General features: G+C 46.2%; 13 protein-coding genes. 3 read left to right on the top strand and 10 right to left on the bottom strand.

Annotation, left to right across the window (positions count from 1 at the left end; all coding sequences use genetic code 11):
* Positions 1 to 658 precede the first annotated feature (658 nt).
* The 4 genes from CHA6605_RS12610 to CHA6605_RS12625 form a co-directional block, all read right to left on the bottom strand.
* Positions 659 to 1,771, bottom strand: a complete 1,113-nt coding sequence (locus CHA6605_RS12610; RefSeq protein WP_015159824.1) for an ATP-binding protein — start codon at positions 1,769 to 1,771, stop codon at positions 659 to 661.
* 319 nt (positions 1,772 to 2,090) lie between these two features.
* A complete protein-coding gene (locus CHA6605_RS12615) occupies positions 2,091 to 3,728 on the bottom strand; it encodes a DUF4132 domain-containing protein (protein ID WP_041547993.1) in 1,638 nt (545 codons plus the stop codon).
* A 59-nt stretch (positions 3,729 to 3,787) separates the two neighbouring features.
* A complete protein-coding gene (locus CHA6605_RS12620; RefSeq protein WP_086936220.1) occupies positions 3,788 to 5,425 on the bottom strand; it encodes a WGR domain-containing protein in 1,638 nt (545 codons plus the stop codon).
* 182 nt (positions 5,426 to 5,607) lie between these two features.
* On the bottom strand, positions 5,608 to 6,192 hold the full coding sequence (locus CHA6605_RS12625) for a hypothetical protein (RefSeq protein WP_015159825.1): 585 nt from the start codon (positions 6,190 to 6,192) through the stop codon (positions 5,608 to 5,610).
* 193 nt (positions 6,193 to 6,385) lie between these two features.
* Between CHA6605_RS12625 and CHA6605_RS12630 the strand changes: the two genes are divergently transcribed.
* A complete protein-coding gene (locus tag CHA6605_RS12630; protein WP_015159826.1) occupies positions 6,386 to 7,204 on the top strand; it encodes a DUF1838 domain-containing protein in 819 nt (272 codons plus the stop codon).
* Positions 7,205 to 7,247: 43 nt separating this feature from the next.
* Here the strand turns inward: CHA6605_RS12630 and CHA6605_RS12635 are convergent, their stop codons facing one another.
* Positions 7,248 to 7,571, bottom strand: coding sequence for a hypothetical protein (locus CHA6605_RS12635; protein ID WP_015159827.1), 324 nt, complete (start codon positions 7,569 to 7,571; stop codon positions 7,248 to 7,250).
* 260 nt (positions 7,572 to 7,831) lie between these two features.
* Positions 7,832 to 8,872 carry a hypothetical protein gene (locus CHA6605_RS12640; protein ID WP_015159830.1) on the bottom strand — a complete coding sequence of 347 codons (1,041 nt, stop codon included), beginning with the start codon at positions 8,870 to 8,872 and terminating at the stop codon, positions 7,832 to 7,834.
* 181 nt (positions 8,873 to 9,053) lie between these two features.
* Between CHA6605_RS12640 and CHA6605_RS12645 the strand changes: the two genes are divergently transcribed.
* Positions 9,054 to 9,311: a hypothetical protein gene (locus CHA6605_RS12645; protein WP_015159831.1), complete on the top strand. Its 258-nt coding sequence runs from the start codon at positions 9,054 to 9,056 to the stop codon at positions 9,309 to 9,311.
* Here the strand turns inward: CHA6605_RS12645 and CHA6605_RS12650 are convergent.
* The 4 genes from CHA6605_RS12650 to crtE form a co-directional block, all read right to left on the bottom strand.
* On the bottom strand, positions 9,308 to 10,876 hold the full coding sequence (locus tag CHA6605_RS12650) for a DUF4419 domain-containing protein (protein ID WP_015159832.1): 1,569 nt from the start codon (positions 10,874 to 10,876) through the stop codon (positions 9,308 to 9,310). The two genes, CHA6605_RS12645 and CHA6605_RS12650, sit on opposite strands and share 4 nt — an antisense overlap.
* Before the next feature lie 329 nt (positions 10,877 to 11,205).
* Positions 11,206 to 12,741, bottom strand: coding sequence for an anthranilate synthase component I family protein (locus CHA6605_RS12655; RefSeq protein WP_015159833.1), 1,536 nt, complete (start codon positions 12,739 to 12,741; stop codon positions 11,206 to 11,208).
* Between the two features lie 65 nt (positions 12,742 to 12,806).
* The gene (locus tag CHA6605_RS12660; RefSeq protein WP_041549259.1) at positions 12,807 to 13,271 is read right to left on the bottom strand and encodes a divergent PAP2 family protein; all 465 of its coding nucleotides are present in this window, start codon (positions 13,269 to 13,271) and stop codon (positions 12,807 to 12,809) included.
* A gap of 134 nt (positions 13,272 to 13,405) precedes the next feature.
* Positions 13,406 to 14,323, bottom strand: a complete 918-nt coding sequence (gene crtE / locus CHA6605_RS12665; RefSeq protein ID WP_015159835.1) for a geranylgeranyl diphosphate synthase CrtE — start codon at positions 14,321 to 14,323, stop codon at positions 13,406 to 13,408.
* A 308-nt stretch (positions 14,324 to 14,631) separates the two neighbouring features.
* Between crtE and CHA6605_RS12670 the strand changes: the two genes are divergently transcribed.
* A complete protein-coding gene (locus tag CHA6605_RS12670) occupies positions 14,632 to 15,687 on the top strand; it encodes an AAA family ATPase (RefSeq protein ID WP_015159836.1) in 1,056 nt (351 codons plus the stop codon).
* Positions 15,688 to 15,709 lie beyond the last annotated feature (22 nt).

Consider the following 15,709-nt stretch of genomic DNA (forward strand, 5'->3'; position numbering starts at 1 on the left):
GCTACGCGAACGGCAGATGAGAGCACGAACATGGGGAAGTACTGGAAAATCCCGGATTGGAGCGGTAACGCCAATAGTTTTTGCAATCGAACTAAAGAGCGCGCTCTCAACTATTGAGAATTATTTTTGATAACTAGAAAGAGTCTAGTACATTTTCTTGATTTTTGGCAAGTATGTTCGATCGCTTAATTCCGCAGCCATAATTGCCAAATAACCGATAGAAGTAGCTCTAATTGCTTGCAGCTAGTGTTTTCAACCCGATCCCATACTTTAGATGACCATTTGAAATTAGGCTCGCTCTGCGACATCGCTCGGCGATCGTCGCTAGTATCCAACCCCAGTTTTTGTAAATAGGGGAGCTATTATTTGCATACAATTCTCAATTTAGGAGATCGATCGCTCTGATAGCGTAATTATTTTTGGATGCAAGTTAATAGGTCGTTTAATTTGAGGAGCCTGCGGATCTCGATGCTTTAGATTTATCAGTTAGTTGGCGAAGATAAGTCCATCGATCGATTGCTGCCGATCTGTTAAATGTCAATCTATAGACTTGGCTAGAATCTATCCCCCATAGTAATTTTAGCGATCGACAATCGACATCGTTGCGGGTAATAAGTTCTCTTAATTCGGTTTCCGATAGTGGCATATTAAGCTTCTTTTAGACTAAATGTTTACCCGCTTCATAATATTGATGCCACCTCTCTCCCTTACGGCCCTTCACCACGAGATTGAAATAGTGCTGAAGTTTTTTCACATCTTCAACCGAATCCTTAATCGCACTCCCCAACAAACTTTGAACTAAATGCTCCGCTGTCACCTGCGCGTCGTTATAGTAAAAACCATGCATCCCAGCGGCATAGCCCACAGAGACGGCTTCGGCAGTACTCATGACGGTACTGAGTGGCTCCAAAGCCTTGCCATCGCTGGTTTTACTCGTCCGCAGTTCGTGGAAGGTGGTAACGAGGATTTCTGTCAGTTCTGGGGGCAATGTCAGGGGAATATTAGCTTGGGCGAGGAGTTTGTCGGTTTGAGTTTGGACGAGTTCGAGTTCTTGGCGGAGATTATTAATCGGTGGAATCGTTTCAAAATTAAAGCGGCGTTTGAGAGCGGCACTCATTTCATTCACTCCCCGATCGCGGGTACTCGCCGTCGCAATTACATTAAAACCCATCTGGGCGTACAGATTGCGCCCCTCATCTTCCATTTCGGGAATTGCCATCACGCGATCGCTCAAAATCGAAAGCAAGGTATCCTGCATTTCCAAGGGACAGCGGGTAATTTCTTCAAACCGGACGATTTTACCCTGTTGCATTCCCCGATGGAGTGGGGCGGGGACTAAGGCTCGATCGGTTGCACCTTCGGCTAATAATAGGGCATAGTTCCACGAGTATTTCATCGCATCTTCGGTGGTGCCCGCGCTACCTTGAATCGTCAGGGTAGAATCGTTACTAATAGCAGCGGCTAGCAGTTCGCTCAGGTAGCTTTTAGCCGTACCTGGTTCGCCGATGAGCATCAAGCCGCGATTGGTGGCGAGGGCGACGATACAGCGTTCGAGCAGGCTGCGAGTACCGACGAATTTGGGGGCGATCTTCAAGTCGGCATTGCCGAGGATAAAGTCGAGGACGGATCTGGGGGTGAGTTGCCAGTTTTGGGGGCGAGGCGCGATCCCATCGCGATCGCGCAGTTGTTGCAGTTCTGCGGCGTGGAGGATTTCGGCAGGAGGACGTTGGATTTGGGAGAGGGTGGGGCTTTTTTTTGTTTTGGGGGGCATGATTTAAGCTATTTGATGTGGCTGGTGAAGGGGTGAAATTGTGTGACTGGCTTCGTTCTGACACCGCCCTGAAATGAATTTCGGGCTAATAGCGAAAGTTCGTTAAAACGAACTAAGGGATGAGGGTTAAATAACATTTATACTCTTACTCCCAAGCTCACGTTATCTATCAGTTCTCTTCAGAGAACTTGAGCTATTAGCCCCGAATTCATTCGTTCGCGTAGCGTCTGCCTTCGCAGAGGGCGGTGCTAGAGCGCAGCTAGGAAGTATTAAGTGGATATCTTTATACTTCATTCATCAATTTTATATATATGCCCAGTTAGTTAGCTTTCGCCGCGATCGAGGTTAAATCCCTGAGTACTTCGCTAATAACCAAAGGATCGACATTCCCTAACCCGATCGCCTTGTCTCGATTGCCGTATATATTTGTAGAAATACCTGACATCAAATAACAACGCTCGATCGATTGGTCGTCCCAACCATCCATATAACCGATAGGCACGCCTTCGTATTCAACGATTGCCGTCACATTCGCACTCGGAAATGATTTGAAATGCTCGGAAAAAATGCCCGCATCTTGCGGCGTTCCCCGTACCCAACCAGATTTCTCTAACATGCCCACTAGAGCGAGTGCCGAAACTTTGGCATCCTTAAAGCGAGTAATTTCTGTTTGCAGTTCTTCCCCAGATTCGAGTGCGTAAATCGATCGACCGATCTGTTGAAATGGCGGCATAATCTCATAATCACTCAAGATTTCACCCCAATTAGCCAGTTGTGCTGCCGATAAATATAACGGATGAACGATGCCAATGCGATCGAGTCCAGTTAGTTCGTAAGTTTCATCGCGATCGTTTGCATAGGTGCGATCTTCGGTAACGCGAAACGTGCTAATTAACTTACCAGATCCATCGTAACCACCCCAAACGATCCGACGTACCAAATGCGTCATCAATGGGTGTCGCACCAGCAGGGTGACAAATTCATCCACTTGCCAGCGTCGCCCTGTCACCATTGCCCGTTCTAATCTGGCTGGTTGAAGCTTGAGGAGTTCGTTAACTTGTTTCTTTAATAATTTCCACTCAGCGATCGCATTTTCTGATTTTTCCTTATCATCTTTAGCATTAGGTTTGGGTAAATCAGTTTTAATTTTACCCGCAGCATCTTTCACCATCGGTTTGAGATTTTCGCTCAAAACAAACTGAAATTGTCGCGCTCCAAAGTCAAATATCCGCGTACCGTTGTCGTCTAAATCGCAATCGGGTATAATTCGATCTTCCAATTGTTCGCGGCTCATCTTGCGTTCTTTAGCGATCGCTTCCATACATTCTTGGGCTTGTTGTTTGATACCCTTAAATTTGACTTTTTGAGCGATGCCATGAATTTGCATCAGGGCGATATCTGTCCCGATCGATCGCAAACATAATAATCCCGATACAGCCCGCGAATGCTGACTGACTCCCGGCCAAATCCGAATTAACGGAGCTAGTTTTAGTACGCAGACATCGCCACCAAATATGCCGATCGTTCTCAATGCCCAATATTCCTGAGTCGGCGATCCATCTGCTCGCCAGCGTTCAAATAATTTCCACGCAAATGTATCTAATTCGGGGAGAGCGGCATGGGTTTTAATCGCGATCGCTAGCGGATGGGTTTTGTGCAATTCGCTTTGTCTCAAGGCATTTAAGACGGCTTCTATCTGTCGATCGTTCAAACAATAATCGCCACAAACGATCGGCGGTAAATCCACAGGTTCGATCTGCCAAGTTACCTTTTTATTCGCTGCGATTTCCAGTGTTGCTAGCGATTCCTGCAACCATTTTGGGGTGGTGTTCTCATCAAATGGAATATAGGATTTTTCCTCGAAATCCAAGACGGGCGATCGAATCTTCTCAGCAATTTCAGCCGATTCACGTTCGAGACAGGTTTGAATAAAGTCCGTGTAGCCTTTGCGTTTCATCGATCGCAAGAACTCGATCGCAGCATCGGCTAGTTTTCCGCGTTCTGTGGCAACTGGAATTAAACCCGCGATCGCTGGGCTGGATTATCTTGCAGCCATTTCCGCGCCACTTGAGGAACACAAGAATCTAGCATCAATTCCAGCATAAATGGGGCTGCTTCAGGTGCTCTAACTAAAGCGAATGTTTTCAATAATTGCTCGGCTCGTTCCTTTTGCCATACATCTAAAATTGTGTCTTGAATTATATCTAGTGCTGAATATTCAGTATGAGCTAGCCAAGCTCGGATTCGATCTGTGGAATTAAGATTTAAACCCAGCCTTCTGAAATGCTTCTCAACTAGAGCCGCATCTTTCAACCCAAAAATAATTTCTTGTGGCTCATGATGGTAAGAGTAAGGATCGCTAAAGATATCGTCATTCCAACTTTCTACTAAAGAAAGTAACTCATCATACAATCTCAGTCCAGCAGCAAGTTGAAAATCTACGGCTACTTCTCTATAAGTTCCTGAAGTAGGCCACTTAGTCATATCTAATCGCGAGCTAAAGTACGAACGCAGGCTTTCAAGTTGTGACTGCGTTAAATATGGTAAGATATAGTGTCGAAATCCCTCAACTATAATTAGTAAAGATTTCTGTTCAATATTATCTACAAATTTAACAAACTCTTCAGTTGTTAAAATATTAATTAGAGGAGAAATTTCGGAAAGATGATAATTTCTGGAAAAGGAGGAATGAGGCGGACAAGCTCTCTTTGCTTGTTCGTGTGATATATTACTGTCAAAAACTCGATTAGAAATTCTCTCAGCTATATCTTTTGGTTTTAACCAAACAGTACAATTGTTCTCATTGGTAATTGTTTTAGGCTCTGCCATCGCACAGCACCAAAAATGAGCTTCGGCGCGTGATAATGATGGCGCAATTTTAGCTTTCGACCAATCCCAATTTTCCGTGACTTTGAGTAGGCGTTTCAAACAATCTTGCAGATCGAACGGTTTGGGTTCGGGTCGTGGGAGTGGGGGGAGATTGCGCCAGGTTGCCCAATACCAATCTTCGGGATCGAGATTGATCGAGCGTTCTGTATTCAACTCAATTTGTTTTTGTTCGATAACTGGAACTGATGCTAATTCTGGAGTAGGTTCTATCGATGATGAGGTTAAAGTTGATGCTGGAGGATCGATCGATGGAGTCGAATTAACTACCGAAACAGGGGTCGAGAAAGTACGAGTGTCGATGATTTTTTGTAATTCTTCCACCAATAAAGTCCTGTAAGATTCCATAAATACAGGTAATTGGGCTGCGACGGCTTCGAGATAACTAGTTCTCGGATCGGATATTCTACCCGCCGCAATTTCTCGTTCTAGTTGCCTTGCAAACTTCTCATAACACTTATTCAGCAAAAACTTAGGGAGTCTAATATCCTGCACGTATCCCCTGTTCAACTGCTCCCCTAACTGTTCGTATGCAGCCTGTGTTACTGGTGAAATCTTGACATCATCTACATATCCCTTCTTCAGCTTTTCCGCGACCAGCTTCTCATAGGACTTCCGTGCGGCGGCTTCGGTAGGAAACTCCTTTGTTTGGTCTTGTCCGTCCGTACCATAACGCCCGTATTCGACTGTGTGGCTGCATCCTGAAAGTAGGATCGACCAAAACTTATCCGACTTATCATCCGTGTATCGTAGCGATCTCCACTCCATAAACCTTCTCCCTAAGCCATGACTGACATACCTAGAGTACCCAGCCCGTACACTTCAACTGTATTCGATTTTTTAGTACAAGTCTACTGGGCTATCTGAATTTGGGCGCGAGATATTTGCCTAGCTCTAACATGGTTTTCGGCGATCGGAGATAGTATTATCGGACTATAACGCTCCTTAAATTAAGGCCCATAGGATAAAATACCTGTAATTTGCTCGGTATTCTTACCTTGAATAATTGTCACTAATACTTCTAATTCACCACCCTCGATTCCATCTGCATTCGTTTTTTTAATCGATCGAATTTCTTTGACATTAACTCGAATGCCTTTACCCACGAACGATCCGGTGAGATATGGCGGACGATTTAAGCTTCCTCCTGTCCGTTTGAGCTGATATTCGATGCCATTAATACCGATAAAATAGATGCCTTTACTACCACATCTATCGGTAAAGAACGTGACTTGTTTTTGTTCGGCAAGGTTTTGTTGACATGCCCGAACTTTCTGACTATTTCCAGGATTGTTTTTAGTGCAGTATTGTCGATCGAATCTCTGATGAGCGGTTGTTTTTGATGTCGATATAATTGGTGCAACGCAGTCGCCAGTGGCAATTCCGGTTGGCACTATTCGTTCTTGAGCGAATCCAGGTGCGATATTACCCAGTGTCAAGAACGTCGCGGTGCAGACTAATCTGAGCGTCATGTTGGCGATCGCTTTATGGTATTGTCGGCGATGAAAATCGCTAGCAGACAGTAGTAAGGACATTAAATACTTGGTGCTATTGGTGGTTCGATCGATCGAGATCGGCTGTCTTTCCAGTATACGATCGGGGCATAACAGGTTAAATAACTTTACAATTTAAAGTAGGTTCGAGGACAATCGGCACCAAAGCAAGAACCGAAAATACTTGCAAAGTCGATCGTCAGGCATGTGTAGTTAAATACTGAGGAATCTGGAGATGGTTGCTAAAAGCCAAGACTTTGACGCTAGCTGCTGGGTAAAGGCGCGCTCGTCGCTAGATCCAAATCAATCGAGCTTCCTGAGCTGGACGGGGGCGATTTATGCCATGGTGCCAGGTGGCAAGCGCAATCGTCTATTTAAAATGGTCGGTGTCAGTGTCAGCCGCTGTGTTCCAACCGGAGAAGAAGGAAGTTGGGATTTTACATCTAGGGAATTGACTTACTATCTGCACCCCGAAACTGGTGAAATCTTGCATAAGTGGGAAAATCCATGGACGGGGGAATTACTGACAGTGATGCACGTTGCCAACAATCCCGTTCAGGGGTTCTTTAAGGGCAAGTTTCCCGCTCAGGTAAATGGCGACGATACCACCTTCGTCTTCGACTTATTTTCGACTTACCCCAATCCACTGGCTACGGATTCTAAGTTTGCCGATTACAGCCCAAATCATACTTACCAAGCTGCCGAGTTATTCAAACTTACCGTGCCGACGGCAGAACTTTTGAATCCCGAAATCCTCTCGGTGTCTAAGCTCCAATTGAGCTGGGATCGAATTGGCCCCTGGGTACCGTGGATGAAGATGGGCGATCGAGCGGGTCAATTGATCTATAGTGCTTATGGTGGCAAAGTTAGCGGCGTAGATGAATTGCCGCAACTGCTGCAAGATGAAATTAATACGCGCGTGCCTTTATATCAAAATGCACCTAAATCTTATTTAGATGTAGAAGGGATTACCTCGTGGGTATATTTTCAGCAGCACTTTAATGATTATCTCGCTGGAGCGACTTTTCCCTTGCCACAACCAGCGGAAGTTTAACAGTTTAGTAGTGCTGAATTTAGGTTTAAAGAGATTCAAAGTTTCAGAGGGAAGCAAAGTAAAAGGTATCAGTATTGGGGTCGATCGCAAAGCGGATTCTTTCTAAAAATCCCGCTAAACCAATAAAGCAGGGGAAGTTATCCCATGCAAATTCAGAATCAGGCACAAATGTTGTTGCATCGACTGTGAGATTTTGTCCCCGAACGGCTACCAATGTAATATTCAATCTAATCAAACTTCCCTCTAACTTTTTACCTCGAACCAATATCGAGATTCTTTCGATCGCTAGCTCCGAACTAAATCCGATCGCTTTAGCAATGGCAGGATCTAAAATCGGATAAGGTGCGCCTGTATCTAAAACTGCCAAAACCTCAACCGATTTTTCAATTTATAGCAGAATCAGTAATTGGATGCGGTTAGTTGTTTCATTTGCTGTGGCAGGGGCATAAAGATACTGAATTGCTCCATCAGTCCTACCATTTTCTGAGACATTTGTAGATAGACTCATGCTGCTTCCTCTTCATGATATTAGCAGGTCGCTTATTTCTATAAGCAGTCGCGATTTGTGGCGCGGCAACTAAGCTAATGATAACATCATCAGCTTGAAGCTGTGTTTGGAGGAGGTTATTAAGATGACAGCAATGTCCAAACATAGCCATCTGGAGCTATAAAAGATAAACTACTTTCGCCAAATTCATTAGTAACTATCTCAGTAATATTTTTAGCTTGACTCGCTTTAAGTCGATCGAGATATTCGTTCAATCCATTCACCTGGTAAGTGTACAAACACATTCCCAAACAACCTGGTTTAGCTCGATCGAACCGCTCCTTTAATACTAAAGAATCGGGAAATCTAATAATATACAATCGCCCCGGACGTGCTGCCAAAAAGTCGGTTGGAGAAGACCTCGGCTCGTCAAAAGCAGTGACAAAAAACTTTTCGCCCGGTGCTAGATCGAAAATCTCGCGTCCGGCTAATGATGATTCATAACTAGTTTCGATATCATCTCGCACTCGCAATAAACCCAAAACTTCTTCATAAAATTTCAGTGTTTGTTTGCTATCGTCCTGAATTACCATCCCCATGTGGGTAAATTGACTGGTTTGAAATGCTGCGGTTTGGTTAATTTGTCCGTAATGCGGCATGGTATAACCAAACCGTTGAAATAAAACTTGTCTGGCTAATGGTTGGATTAATAACATTTCGCGCACGCCAATGGCAGGATCGAGAAATGGGCGGCTGGCGCGCTCTTTGTGATAGATAATTTCCCAGTGCGGAATGGTAGATTTAATCGGCAAATCTGCTTTAGCGGCTTCGGCGGCATGATTGGCGATATTTAAGACATCTGCTGTAAGGGTGGTTGCCCAGCGATTGCCCTTAACTTTCATCGACTCTAGCCCCAAACCATCGTTGGTAGGTGCATCCCACACCATCAACCGAATTAAGCCACAATCGGCATGTTGATGAGCGAGGCGAATCGATCGCAAGCCAGAATTTACGCCATATAATTGCTGGGCTGCTGGTGCCGATAGCTCGCCAATTCGATCGATCCGATAGCCAAATTGCTGCCAATATTGAATCGCTGCCAGCGGTTCTGGCACGCCAATACATACCTCATAGACACCACCAATTGAAGCTGCGTGGCTGGAAATTTGTTGCTGATTCATAATTTGCCATGAGTTTTAAATGCTGCTATGAGACGATCGAATGCGATCTTTGGCGGGCATTCTCGATCGACGATCGCTACATTAATCATAGTGGAATTGGCAATTATGGTGCTAGGTCTGGGAGGATGGTAAAATAATGCCTTTGTACATAAAATTGCCAATCTCAATCGGTAATTTTATAATGAATTTATTCTGGCTTTACGAGCTTCCAAATACTGTATTTGCGGCGATCGTCATCGGATTTGTTGGTTCGATCGGTTTAATCGGTCAACAATTAACTCGTAGGTGGGTCAAGCGCATTCCTAATAATGATGGAAGATACAACGAATTAGTCAATACAACGATCGCGATATCATGCGTATTTTTTAGCATTACTTTGGGGTTGATTTCGGTTGGATCTGGGCAAAATTCTAGCGATATCAATGTAAATACCATTTAGATATCGATCGAATGTTGAAAATTAGGATCGTCAAAATAGTAAGCTCCATCTGCTGCTAGAATTCGCTCGAATAATTCGATCGCGCTAGTGGCAATGAGCTTAGAACTGGCAAATTCGTCCTCTTTGTTACCAACTAGAAACCAACATTTTTGAGAACGAAAATTAAAGTTATAGGCGATCGAGCGACCGTCGCTAAGATCTATAACCGGATTGATGACAAAGTAACAAAAATTGGCTGGTAATTTGTCGTCGTATTTGCAATACTCCACCCACAAATGAGCTGGTAAAATGCGCCAAGCCCGATCGCGATCGACATAAAGATTTGCTCCATCAAATCGCTCCAGCATTTGCACCAATTCGCGTGGGATCGAATCAAACCGCGTACTCGACCAATCGAGCGGCGGTTCGGTCTGATGTTCTTGTTGAATGCGATCGAGTAATTGACTGAAACCGTCAGTTTGTTCTCTCACGCCCCAACCAATTTCCGGCTGTAATATTCCCTGTGAATCTTGATGGATACCGATAAATCCGCCGATTAATTCTAGTTCTAAAGTGGTACTGCGATCTGTAAGTTTAAAATCAACTTGAGATATTCCCAGTGGTAAAGCTGTCAGCGCGACTCCATTATTCGGTCGTCCAAACAAAAATGCGAGTCGATCTTCATCACCCTCTTTAGGTGGTAATTCACAGCGATCGAGAGCTAATATGTGATTGCGAAGGGTGGGAGATTTGGTAACTCCATGGCGAAGATATGGAAATAGATCCGCCAGCCAACCCGTCATATATTCAGCTCCATAAACTGGCTGCGGTTTATAAATACATTGCCAAAAATCTCGATCGGGTTTACCCACCGCTGTATTAATAAATTCCTGACAAATTGGCAGCAATCGAGCCGTCCACCAGCCCAAATTGTACCGTTCTAAACTCGCCACGCGATCGTAAATACTCTGCCAATCTGCTACCGTTCCGAGTAGCGAAATCTCTGGAATCCCACACACGCACATCACCACAAAGTCAAAGTATTTCTGAAAAGCATCCATCATCACCACATGGCTGGCAATGCGCGTAATTGACGTAGTGGTACTAAAATTGCACTCCATCAATCGATAGACATCTGCACCGACTCGATCGCGTAACTGCAATGTCCACTGTTCGATAATTTCTGCCCATTGTGTCGGTAAAGTGGGTAGATTATCAATTTCGGCTACCAGTTTCTCTTTACCCTGATGGCTGACAAAATTAGCGCGTAATTCTGCCGCATGATTATTAATATGTTGAGCCAATCCCTGGGCGATCGTCAACCAAATAATATCGGGTGTCAGTACTAACGGACGATGTTCGCTAAAGGCAGTATGTACTGCTAATGCTAATGGATGAATCTCACGAGCGGCGATCGTCTCAAATGTATCTTCGTGACTGAATGCTAGCAACGGCGTCGTCAGAATTTGCTCGAATTGAGAGCGGGCAAATATCGTCGGTAATCGATCGACAGCAGGTTTGACATCATCGACTCCAAATCGGATTTTACCCGTGTTACGTTCTAAAATTGGCGCGATCGAGGACATCTTTTACAACCTCACTAGATCTGATGAATTTTGCCAGTTGTTCTCATTAATAATCGATCGAGCGAATTTGGATAGTAGTGCAATCTCATCCGCTCGATCGACGATCTGACTCACTCACACAACGCGATCGGCTACAACAATAGGCTCGTACTACCATTAGAACCGATAATTTCGCGAATCGGTTGGTAGTTATCCGTACCTTCAGCGCGATCGAGATCGGGACACCCACACAATTAACCTGTAGGGGTACCCCTTGTGGGTACCCTGGATCTACACTAAGCACTAATATAGTTAAACTGATTCAAGATGCGATCGATCGAGAGCGACTATTACCGCGTCACCAAACAGCGAATTGCTTCGAGCAATCCTCTGGCTTTATTTAAAGTTTCCTCGTATTCTGTCACCGGATCGGAATCGGCAACCAATCCTGCACCAGCTTGCACGGACACGGTATGATTTCCCTGTCCGTCGGGACGCACCACCATCGTGCGGAGGGTAATTGCTGTATTGAGTTGCCCTTCAAAATCATAGTAGCCATAAACGCCCGAATAAGCACCCCGCCGACAGCCTTCTAAATTGTGGATGATTTCTAGCGCGCGGATTTTGGGTGCGCCGCTGACTGTCCCTGCGGGGAAACAGGCTTTGAGCAAATCCCAGGCGGTTTTACCTGGTGCGAGTTGTCCGATAGCATTGCTAACGATGTGCATCACATGGGAATATCGCTCGACTGTCATTAATTTATCGACTACTACTGTACCACTGGCACAGACGCGCCCCAAATCGTTGCGTCCCAAGTCTACCAACATTACATGTTCGGCGACTTCTTTGGTATCTGCCAGCAATTCGAGTCCTAGAGCTTCATCCTCTTGGGGGGTTTGTCCGCGCCGTCGGGTACCAGCAAGGGGGCGCAGGGTGGCTTTGAGCGTGCCATCATAATTGCGATCGGCTCTCACCATTACTTCGGGACTAGAACCGATAATTTGCCAATCCCCAAAGTTAAAATAAGCCATATAGGGCGATGGATTGACTAAGCTTAACGATCGATATAAATCGAACGGATCGCCTGTATAACCTGTGGATAAGCGTTGGGAGACGACGACTTGGAAAATATCGCCTGCGGTAATATGTGCCTTAGCTTTTTCCACATTCGCGCAGAATTCCGCCTTGGAAGTATTGCTGGTATAGGCAGCGGGAAGTTCGGTGAGTGCGGGGCTGGGTTGGGGTGGCGTCCACTCTAGGAATTTGGGTGTCAGCGGTTGTTGGAGTTTGGCAACTAAGGTATTAATTCGATCGCACGCCTGAGTATAAGCAAGTTCCAGATCGCCATTACAACCTTGCAAATCGGCATACGCGATCGCCCAAATTTTGCGCTTGACTCGATCGAAGACGATCAGATGATCGACTTGCATCCACAAGCCATCTGGCAGGTCTTCAGCGGTAGCTGGATGGATCGGAACTCTAGATTCGATCCATTTCATCAATTCGTAACCCCAGAAGCCAAATAAACCCCCAATCCCGCCGGGAAGTTGCGGGAGTTTGACGGGTTTGTAAGGTTCTAAGCAGTCGGCCAATGTCTGAAACGGATCGCCTGTAAATGTCGTGACGGTGCCATCGCGGTGCGTTTGCGTGGTGACATCGCCACGATTTTCTAACACCCATAAGGGATTGCACCCCAGAAAACTATAGCGTCCTACAGTCTCCCCACCTTCGACGGATTCGAGCAAGAAGCTATAGGGCTGACCCGCACAGACTTTATGCCATGCCGAGACGGGCGTATCGAGATCGGCAACCCATTCTTGATACAGGGGGATAAAGTTGCCTTGGCTAGCTAGCTGACTGAATCGATCGAAACTGGGGAAAATCATTGCAAGGATTGCGGCAGGATATCTATCTTATTGTCCCTGCTGAGGTAGTTATCGAGCAAATTATTTTAGGGTATTTGCTGAATTCCTAAAAATAGCCAACTTACGACTATGCCTAAGATCGAGCCAGCGATTACTTGTACTGGCGTGTGTCCGAGTAATTCCTTGAGTTTTTCTTCATTAAACTTATGATCCTCTGAGAACAATTCGTCCATCATTTGATTGAGGATGCGCGCTTGTTTGCCTGCCGCCTGACGAACTCCAGCCGCATCGTACATCACCACGATCGCAAAAATTGTCGCGATCGCAAATTCTGGACTTTTCCAGCCCAAAACTTCACCGACGCCAGCAGCTAACGCGGTAACTAGTGCAGAATGCGCGCTCGGCATTCCACCTGTAGTTGTCAAAACTTTGACGCTAAATTTACCATTTTGAATTGTATCGATAATCAGTTTGAGAACCTGAGCGATTAGACAAGCAGCAACCGCCACTAATAAAATCCGGTTGTCGAGAATCTGACTGATGTCATCGATCGCAGAGGTTGTCTGACTAACCACGTAAATAACCTAGAATAAGTAAACAACTGAAGCAATATCTAATAAGTACCACAGAAAAGAGCTGGTTAAGAGTCAGAATTAGAATCGAAAAGCTCGTTTCAATAACTAAGTTAATTTTTGCGATCGGTAATGTAGTCGGCAAGAGCCTGGAGCGGACGCGCTCGATCGCCAAATTCGGCCAAAATAGCTTTAGCCTCTGCCACTAGTTTATCAGCTTGGCGTTTGGATTCTTCTAATCCCCAGAGTTTGGGATAGGTCGCTTTTTGAGCTTGAATGTCTTTGCCTGCGGTTTTGCCAAGTTCGGCTTGGGTGGCGGTGATATCGAGAATATCATCGATAATTTGGAATGCCAAACCGATATTGTGGGCGAATTTAGACAGTTTTTCGAGCTGTGCTTCGGTGGCTCCAGCGAGGATTGCCCCGCAGACGACGCAAGCTTTGAGCAGGGCACCTGTTTTGTGGTTATGAATATAGGTGAGTGTTTCGACAGATATATCCGGTTTGCCTTCGGATTCGAGATCGACTACTTGTCCGCCGACTAAACCGTTAGCACCGACAGCTTTGGCTAAATGCGCGATCGCTTTGAGTACTCGATCGGCACTGACGCCCTGAGTCTGAGTCGCGATATACTCGAATGAATAAGCCAGCAAGCCATCCCCCGCAAGGATTGCAATATCTTCACCATAGACTTTATGATTTGTCAGCTTACCCCGCCGATAATCATCATCATCCATTGCTGGTAGATCGTCGTGGATCAGTGACATGGTATGCACCATTTCGAGCGCGCAAGCCATTGGCATCACGGAATCCAGACTACCCCCAATCAGTTCGCAACTAGCAAGGCATAACATCGGGCGCAGCCGCTTACCACCAGCTAGTAGTGAGTACCTCATCGCATCATAGATCGTGTCTGGGTAGCCAGGACGAATCGCCGCGTCTAAGGCTGCTTCGATCTGCGGCTGACGCTCGGTGAGATAAGCTACCAAATCGAAGGTAGCGGGGTGAGAAATTTCCTGGTGGGTAGTCATTAGTGCTAGAGGATGGAGGGACAATCTATACAGCTCTTGTCTCAACTATTTTACGAGGGATTGGCTCTTTTTAGGAAATAGGGGTAGGGGATGGGTAGAAGGTAATGGGTAATGGATTTTGGATTTTGGATTTTGGATTTTGCGGCTCGCAGCCGGGAGGTTCCCTCCCGGATTATGCGAGACAAGACAGGATTTTGGATTTTGGATTGAGAAGAAAATCCGCCTAGTCTCCCAGTCTCCCCGTCCCCCCGTCCTCTCGCCTCCCCGTCTCCCCGTCCCCCCGTCTCCCCGTCCCCTCGTCTCCCGTTATGCAATCTGCTCCCAGTCTGACTCCATCTCAACTCGCGCCCTTTTTACTCAATGTCGCGCCAGTGTTACCCGTGTTCATTTGGGGTCCACCAGGAATTGGGAAATCGGCACTGGTGAGGGAGTTTGCTGAATCGGTGGGGTTGTCGTGTATTTCGTTACTCGGTTCTCAACTCGCGCCGGAAGATATTATTGGCGTACCGCAGATTGTGGATGGTAAATCGAGGTTTTGTCCGCCGACGACGATCGCGCAAGATAAGCCCTATTGCTTGTTTTTAGACGAACTCAATGCCTGTTCGCAAGAGGTTCAAAAGGCATTTTACTCGCTGATTCTCGATCGCCGAATTGGGGAGTATGAATTACCACCAGGTACGATCGTGATTGGGGCGGGAAATCGTGCCGAAGATGCGGCAATTACGCGCCCTCTATCTTCGGCGTTAATCAATCGATTGCTGCACGTTCAATTGCGGGTATCGGCTAAGGACTGGCTAAATTGGGCTGGAAGTGCCGATATTCATGAGTTGGTAGTCTCTTATATCGGCAATCGTTCCGACCATTTGTGGTCGAAGCCACCCAAGCATGAGGAGACTTTTTCGACGCCGCGTGCTTGGGAAATGCTCTCGCGGGCACTGCATTCGTATGGGAGTTCGGCGACGGTGGAGGAAATTAGGACGATCTCGACTGGGTTGTTGACTCCGAGCCACGCGCAGCAGTTTGTGGCGTTTGTAAAGTTGCGTGAGCGGGCGCACGATCTATCGGCGATAATTAAGGGGGATGCTAGTTGGCCGGAGAAGCCGGAGGAGCGGGATATTCTCTATTTTCTGACGCAACAGTTACGCGATCGATTGATTAAGGAGTTACCGGAGGATGAGTCGAAGGTACGGCGGGAGACGCGTGAGTTGGCTAATCGGTGTAAGGAGTTAATTGTATTGCTGGCGAGGGTTTCGACGGAGTTGGCGCAGTTGGTGGTGACGGAGACTGAAGGAGGTGCGACTTTGCCTGCTTGGTATACGATCGAGTTGGCGCGGGCGTTGCCGAGGTTGGCGATGCAACGGTAGGTTATTGGTTATATATGTGCTT

The organism is Chamaesiphon minutus PCC 6605, from assembly GCF_000317145.1.
Lineage (GTDB): Bacteria > Cyanobacteriota > Cyanobacteriia > Cyanobacteriales > Chamaesiphonaceae > Chamaesiphon > Chamaesiphon minutus.